Genomic DNA, 7,166 nt, shown 5'->3' with positions numbered 1-7,166 from the left:
CGACGCAATCGGTTGCTTCGAGCGCGCCTTGGCCCTTCAACCTCACTCCGGTAATGCATTGCGGCTCTTGACCTATCTAGCCAAGCAAATCTGCGACTGGTCGGCATTCGCGGATTTGGACCGGCGGATCGTCGAAGCGGTTCGGCGCGACACAGCCGGTATTACGCCCTTCACGGTTGTGGTCGGACCGAGTACATCGGCCGATCAGCTGCGCGCCGCACGCACCCATCTGCGCGGGATGAAGATCGACAAGCTTTCACCGATCTATCGCGGCGAGCCGCGCCGGCACGAGCGGATTCGCCTTGGGTATCTCTCGGCGGATTTCCACGACCATGCAACCTCGTATCTGATGGCCGGCCTCTTCGAGCGTCACGACCGCGAGAAATTCGAGCTATTCGCGTACTCCTTCGGCCCCGATCAAAGGGACAGCTCGCGCGCCCGGCTCAGAAAAGCCTTCGATCGGTTCTTCGATCTCCGGCCGATGCGCGACGCCGAGGCGGCTCGGCTTCTGGCGGAGCACGAGATCGATATTGCGGTCGATCTGAAGGGTTACACGGGCGGGGCGAGGCCCGCCATACTGGCGCGCCGCCCAGCACCGATCCAGGTGAATTACCTTGGATATCCGGCAACGATGGGTGCTCATTTCATCGACTACGTCGTCGCCGACCCCATCGGCGTACCCATTGACGAGCAGCCCTATTTCACCGAGAGGATCGTGCACCTGCCGAATTGCTATCAGGCGAACGACCGTGAGCGACGGATCGCCGAGCGCACGCCGACGCGTGTGGCGTGTGGGCTGCCGGAGCGTGGTTTCGTTTTTGCCTCGTTCAATAGCGGCCTGAAGCTCACCCCGGTCTTCTTCGATATCTGGATGCGCCTTTTGAAAGCGGTGCCGGAGAGTGTGCTGTGGCTGCTCCGCGACAATCCGTGGGCGGAGGCGAACCTGCGCAAGGAAGCGGAGGCGAGGGGTGTGTCGGCCGGCCGCCTGGTGTTCGCACCTCGGGCACCGCTCGCGGAACATCTGGCGCGTCAACGCTGCGCCGATCTTTTCCTCGACACTCTTCCCTGCAACGCGCACACGACCGCGAGCGATGCGCTCTGGGTCGGACTGCCGGTCCTGACCTGCGTCGGCGGAACCTTTGCGGGCAGGGTCGCGGCAAGCCTGCTGAATGCCGTGGGGTTGCCCGAACTCGTGACGCGAAGCCTCGAGGAATACGAGGCGATAGCCTTCGGCCTGGCGAGCGATCCGGCGCATCTTGCGGGCATTCGCGCCAAACTCGCTCGCAATCGGCTGACGACACCGCTTTTCGACACGGGCCTGTTCCGGCGTCACCTGGAAGCGGCCTATTTCGAAATGTGGCGGGTTTGGCAACGGGGTGAGGTGCCACGCCCCTTCGCGGTCCGTGACGTCGATGGCTGAGGGATTACCACCGAGCCCGCTGCTGATCGAGGGCATGCGCCTTCACCAAGCGGGCCGTCTCGCCGAAGCGCTCGAGCGATACGAGCGAGTGGCCGGGAACGAGCCCGGCAATTTCGCGGCGTTCCATCTTTCCGGTGTCCTGCGTGCCCAGCAGCGGAATTACGAGGACGCGCGTCGCCGCCTCGAAATCGCGCTGCAGATCGGCCCGCGCTCGGCCGTGGCGCAGGGCGACCTGGGCCGGGTGCTTAGGGCTGAGCGGCGATACGGGGAGGCCGTCGAATCCTTCAAACGCGCATTGCAAATGATGCCGGAGCGCAAGGAGACCTACGTCGACCTCGGAGCCACGTTGACCTTGGCGGGCCGGCTTCAAGAGGCCATCGACTGCTATCGTGAGTCCTTGCGGCGTTGGCCCGATCTGCCGGCCGCGCACAACGCGATCGGCAAACTCTCCAAAGCGCTCGGTAAGCACAATGAAGCGATCGCCGCCTTTGCGTCCGCGTTGCGGCTGGCACCGGACAACGTCGAGGCGCACTTCCAAATGGGCATAACCTTCGCGGGGCTCGGCCAATATGACGCGGCGATCGCGTGCTACGGCCGCGTCGTGCGCTTGTCGCCGCGGTTCGCCCAAGCGTACGCCTACTTGGGCGGGGTGTTGATCGATGTCGGCCGTTGCGACGAAGCGATTTCTGCGTGCCGGGCGGCCGTCGTGATCAACCCGGACTTGGCGCCGGCGCACAACAACATGGGTATCGGATTCGCGAAACTGGGGAAGCGTCGCGAGGCGATTGAGTGTTACCGTCGCGCCTTGGAAATCAGCCCCGGGTGGGCTGCCGTGCACAAGAACCTCGGCAACACGCTGATGGAGCTTAAGCGGTTCGACGAGGCCATCGCGTGTTTTGGCCGTGTGCTCTCGCTCAAGCCAGGCGATGGTTACGCGTTGACCATGCGCACGCACCTCGAAATGCACATTTGCGATTGGTCCTCTTTCGACAAGACCGACCGCGATCTTGTCGAGGCGGTCAGGGAGGGGGTTGCGTCCATCTATCCCTTTCCGGTCCTCTACACGTCGAGTACGCCGGCGGATCAGTTGCGCGCGGCCCGGATGTATATCGACGAAAAACGCGACCTCTCGCTTCCCGCAATTTGGCGGGGCGAGCGATACCGCCACGAGAAAATCAGGATCGGGTACGTCTCCGCCGATTTTCACGAGCATGCGACCGCTTACCTGATGGCGGAGCTTTTTGAAAGTCATGACCGCGAGCGCTTTGAGCTGTTTGCGTTCTCGATCGGTCCCAATCAGCAGAGCCCCATGCGTGCAAGGCTGACCGCTGCGTTCGACCATTTCATCGATGTGAGGCTTCACAGCGATCGCGATGCCTGGCGGGCGATCGCGCGGAATCAAATCGACATTGCCGTCGATCTCAAGGGATTCACGAGGGACTCCCGCATCGCCATCCTGGCGGCTCGGCCCGCCCCAATCCAGGTGAATTACCTTGGCTATCCCGGCACGATGGGGGCGGATTTCATCGATTACATCATTGCCGACCGGTGGACGATCCCGGTTTGCGAAGCATCCTTGTATGCCGAAAAGGTCGTGCACCTCCCGGATTGCTATCAGGTGAACGATCGCAAGCGCATGATTGCCGAACGCACGCCGACCCGCGCTGAGTGCGGCTTGCCCGAGCGCGGGTTCGTCTTTTGCTGTTTCAACAACAGCCTCAAAATCACCCCGAGATTTTTCGACATCTGGATGCGCCTTTTGAACGCGGCACCGGGTAGCGTTCTCTGGCTGATGGGCAGCAATCCTTGGGCCGAGGCGAATATTCGCAAGGAAGCGGAGGCGAGAGGTGTACCGGCAGCACGTCTTGTGTTTGCACCCCACGTAGCACCCTCAGAGCATCTGGCGCGGTATCGCGTGGCAGACCTCTTCCTCGACACGCTCCCCTATAATGCCCATACCACGACGAGCGACGCCTTGTGGGCGGGCCTGCCGGTATTGACTTGCGAGGGGACCACCTTCGCCGGACGCGTGGCAGGCAGCTTGTTGCGCGCGATCGGCATGCCCGAACTCATCGCGCGAGACCTCTCGGAATACGAAGCCCTGGCGCTGCGCTTGGTGACCGACCCGGCACGACTTAGCGGGATCCGCGCCAAGCTCGCTCGCAACCGATTGACGACGCCGCTTTTCGACACGGATCGGTTCCGCCGGCACATCGAGGCAGCCTATCTCGAAATGTGGCGCACCTGGCAGCAGGGCGAAGCGTCGCGCTCCTTCGCGGTCAATACCGATCCGGCGGCCACCATTTCCAGGCTTGAGGAATAGAACGGTCTCAACAATCCAGTGTGCGTTCGCGCTCCCACGCGGTGATATGCGCGTTGTAGCTGCGCCAGTCCCTCAGCTTGAGCTTGACATAGCTCTCGACGAATTCAGCGCCCAGACCCTCCCGCACGGTCTTGCTCTTTTCGAAGAGGCGGACGGCATCGAGCAGGTTCCCGGGCAGGCGCCGGATGTGCGAAAGCTTGTGCCCATCCGTGTACATGTTGATGTCAAGCCGCTTGCCGGGATCGCGTTTCTCGGCAATTCCGTCGAGCCCGGCGAGCAATACCGCCGCCTGGAGAAGGTAGGGGTTGGCCGCACCGTCCATCAATCGCAGTTCGAAACGGTCCGCGTCGGGGATGCGGATCATGTGCGTGCGATTGTTGCCGGAATAGCTGATGGCGTTCGGCGACCAGGTCGCACCGGAGAGCGTTACCTGCGCGTCGATGCGTTTGTAGCTGTTCACGGTCGGGTTGAAGACGGCCGCGAGCGCGTCGGCGGAATGGAGAATGCCGCCGAGAAACCGGTAGGCGAGCGCGGACAATCCAAGCTCGCCCTTGGGGTCGTGAAAGAGGTTCTTCTTGCCCTCCTTGTTCCACAGCGATACGTGGGCGTGACAGCCATTGCCGGTCAGGGTTGGAAAAGGCTTTGGCATGAACGTGGCGCGCAGGCCGTGTCTTTCCGCGATCGCTTTCACCATGTATTTGAAGAAGGCGTGCCGGTCGGCGGTCACCAGGCAGTCGTCATAGTTCCAGTTCATCTCGAACTGGCCATTTGCGTCTTCGTGATCGGCCTGATAGGGCCCCCAGCCAAGCGTGATCATCGCGTCGGAAATATCGCGGATCACGTCGTAGCGGCGCATCAATGCGGCCTGATCGTAGCAAGGCTTTTCCTGAGTGTCGCGTACATCCGCGGGTGCGGAACCATCGGGTGCGAGGAGGAAAAACTCGCACTCCACACCGGTTCTCATGCGGTACCCGAGCTGCGCGGCTTTGGCGACCTGGCGCTTGAGGGCGGCCCGCGGCGAAGCCTCGACTTCCTTCCCGTCCATCCATAGATCGGCGGCCAGCCAGCCGACTTCCGGCTTCCACGGCAGGATCATGAGACTCTTGGGGTCGGGGATCGCGAACATGTCCGCGTTTGCGGGGGTCATGTCGAGCCATGTCGCGAAACCGGCAAAGCCTGCACCCGTGCCTTGCATGTCGCCGATGGCGCGCGCGGGCACGAGCTTTGCGCGCAACACGCCGAAGAGATCGACGAAGCTCACGAGGAAATATTGGATCTTCTTGGCCTTCGCGATTTCGGCCAGGTTCTCGGCCATGTTTGCCTCCCCCGAAACGTTCTTGCCGTGTCGCCGACATTCGCGTCGCGATGTGTCGCGACCTGTCGGGACTATCCTAATGGTTTTATCGACCCGGTATCCAATTCGTTCCCGCGAGCGGAACACCAGCCATCGCGGCTGCCTCGACCGTCAACGCAACCAGGTCCTCGGGTTCCAGATTCAGGAGGTGCGACTTGCCGCAGGCGCGCGCAAGCGTTTGGGCTTCGAGCACCATGGTCGTCAGATAATTCCGCACACGTTTGGCCGCGAGTGCCGGGTCGAGGCGCGCTTCGAGGACCGGGTCCTGGGTCGCGACACCGACCGGGCAGCGCCCGGTCTGGCAGTGATGGCAATAGCCGGGAGCCGTGCCGAGCTTTGCGTAATCGGCCTCGAAAAGCGGGGCGTTGCAGTTGAGGGCGATGAGGGCTGCGGTGCCGATCGCAACCGCATCGGCGCCGAGTGCCAATGCCTTCGCCACATCCGCGCCACTTCGAATACCTCCCGATACAATGAGCTGGACCTTGCGGTGCATGTCGAGCTCCTGTAGCGATTCAACCGCCTGCCGCACCGCCGGCAGGGTCGGAATACCCACGTGCTCGATGAACACGTCCTGGGTGGCGCCCGTTCCGCCTTGCATGCCGTCAACCACGATGGCATCGGCGCCCGATTTGACCGCGAGGGCCACGTCGTACTTCACGCGGGTGGCGCCGACCTTGACGTAGATCGGTTTTTCCCAATCGGTTATCTCGCGCAGCTCCCGGATCTTGATCTCGAGATCGTCGGGTCCCGTCCAATCCGGGTGCCGACAGGCGCTGCGCTGATCGATGCCGATGGGAAGCGTGCGCATGGCCGCGACGCGCTCGGTCACTTTGAGACCGAGCAGCATCCCGCCCCCTCCCGGCTTGGCCCCTTGTCCGACCACGACTTCGATCGCGTCGCATCGGCGCAGATCGTCCGGATTGAGACCGTAACGGGACGGCAGCACCTGATAGACGAGGATATCGGATGCGCGCCGCTCTTCCTCGGTCATGCCGCCGTCGCCTGTCGTCGTGCTGGTGCCCATCTCGCTCGCAGCACGGCCGAGGGCCTCCTTGGCATTGGCGCTCAGCGCACCGAAGCTCATGCCGGCGATCGTGATCGGGATCTTGAGTTCGATCGGTTTCCTGGCGAAGCGCGCGCCGATCACGACGTCGGTCGCGCATTTCTCACGATAACCCTCGAGCGGGTAGCGCGAGATCGAAGCGCCAAGCAGGAGGAGATCGTCGAAGGTCGGCAAATGCCGCTTGGCGCCGAGGCCGCGAATCTCATAGAGGCCCTCGCGTGCGGCGCGCTGGATTTCCGCGATGACGGCGGGCGGAAAGCCAGCGCTCGCCGAGAGGCCGGCGGAATCGCCGGCCGATCGCGCCGGGTTTGCCGGGCGCTTAGTACTGCGCGGCATGATCGACCTTGAAGTTATAAAGCTTGCGTGCCGAACCGTAGCGGCGAAACTCCGCCACGTCCGCGTCGATATTGGCGCTTTCGAGGAGTTGGGAGAGCTTCGTGCGATGCTTCTGCGTCAATTCCTTCTCGATGCAATCGGAGCCCAGGCTCGCCACTTTACCGCGCACGAAGATCGCCGCCTCATAGATCGAATCGCCGAGATGCGGGCCGGCGTCGCCGCAAACGACAAGGTGGCCGGCCTGCGCCATGAAGGCGCTCATGTGCCCGACCGAGCCGCCGACAACGATATCGACGCCCTTCATTGAGATGCCGCAGCGCGAACTCGCATCCCCTTGGATCACGACGAGGCCGCCGCGACCGGATGCGGCCGCCGATTGGGACGCGTTGCCGCTGACCCTGACGGTCCCCGACACGATGTTCTCGGCAAGGCCGGGCCCCGCGTGGCCCTTGATCGTGATGGTCGCCGCCTTGTTCATCCCGGCGCAATAGTAGCCGACATGGCCGGCAATCTCGATTTCAATCGGGCGGTCGAGGCCGACGGCCAGGGCATGGGCACCCTTGGGGTTGACGATGCGCCACAATCGTTCGTTGGTGTCGGGAGGAAGCTTGTGGAGCCGATCGTTGATCGCGCGCACGTCCACTTCATCGAGATCGATCTCGATCATCGG

The 7,166-nt window shown here is 63.0% G+C and carries 5 protein-coding genes; 2 read left to right on the top strand and 3 right to left on the bottom strand.

Translation table 11 applies throughout. The annotated features are described in order from the left end of the window. A partial coding sequence (locus VEJ16_00775; protein HYB08185.1) for a hypothetical protein occupies nucleotides 1-1,420 on the top strand: 1,420 nt, incomplete at its 5' end. After that, entirely contained in the window at nucleotides 1,413-3,743 is a 2,331-nt protein-coding gene (locus tag VEJ16_00770; GenBank protein ID HYB08184.1) for a tetratricopeptide repeat protein, read from the top strand. The genes VEJ16_00775 and VEJ16_00770, both read left to right, overlap by 8 nt. 7 nt (nucleotides 3,744-3,750) lie before the next feature. Here VEJ16_00770 and glnT read toward each other — a convergent pair whose 3' ends face one another. The 3 genes from glnT to VEJ16_00755 form a co-directional block, all read right to left on the bottom strand. After that, nucleotides 3,751-5,058 (bottom strand): type III glutamate--ammonia ligase, encoded by a 1,308-nt coding sequence (gene glnT, locus VEJ16_00765; GenBank protein ID HYB08183.1) that lies wholly within the window; start codon nucleotides 5,056-5,058, stop codon nucleotides 3,751-3,753. An 85-nt stretch (nucleotides 5,059-5,143) separates the two neighbouring features. After that, on the bottom strand, nucleotides 5,144-6,496 hold the full coding sequence (locus VEJ16_00760; protein ID HYB08182.1) for an FMN-binding glutamate synthase family protein: 1,353 nt from the start codon (nucleotides 6,494-6,496) through the stop codon (nucleotides 5,144-5,146). Further along, entirely contained in the window at nucleotides 6,480-7,163 is a 684-nt protein-coding gene (locus VEJ16_00755) for a protein glxC (GenBank protein HYB08181.1), read from the bottom strand. Before VEJ16_00755 ends, VEJ16_00760 begins: the two co-directional genes overlap by 17 nt. Nucleotides 7,164-7,166 lie beyond the last annotated feature (3 nt).

It is taken from the genome of Alphaproteobacteria bacterium, from assembly GCA_035625915.1.
GTDB lineage: Bacteria > Pseudomonadota > Alphaproteobacteria > JACZXZ01 > JACZXZ01 > DATDHA01.
Note: the sequence above shows the minus strand (reverse complement) of the source record. Positions and strands in the feature narration are given on the sequence as shown.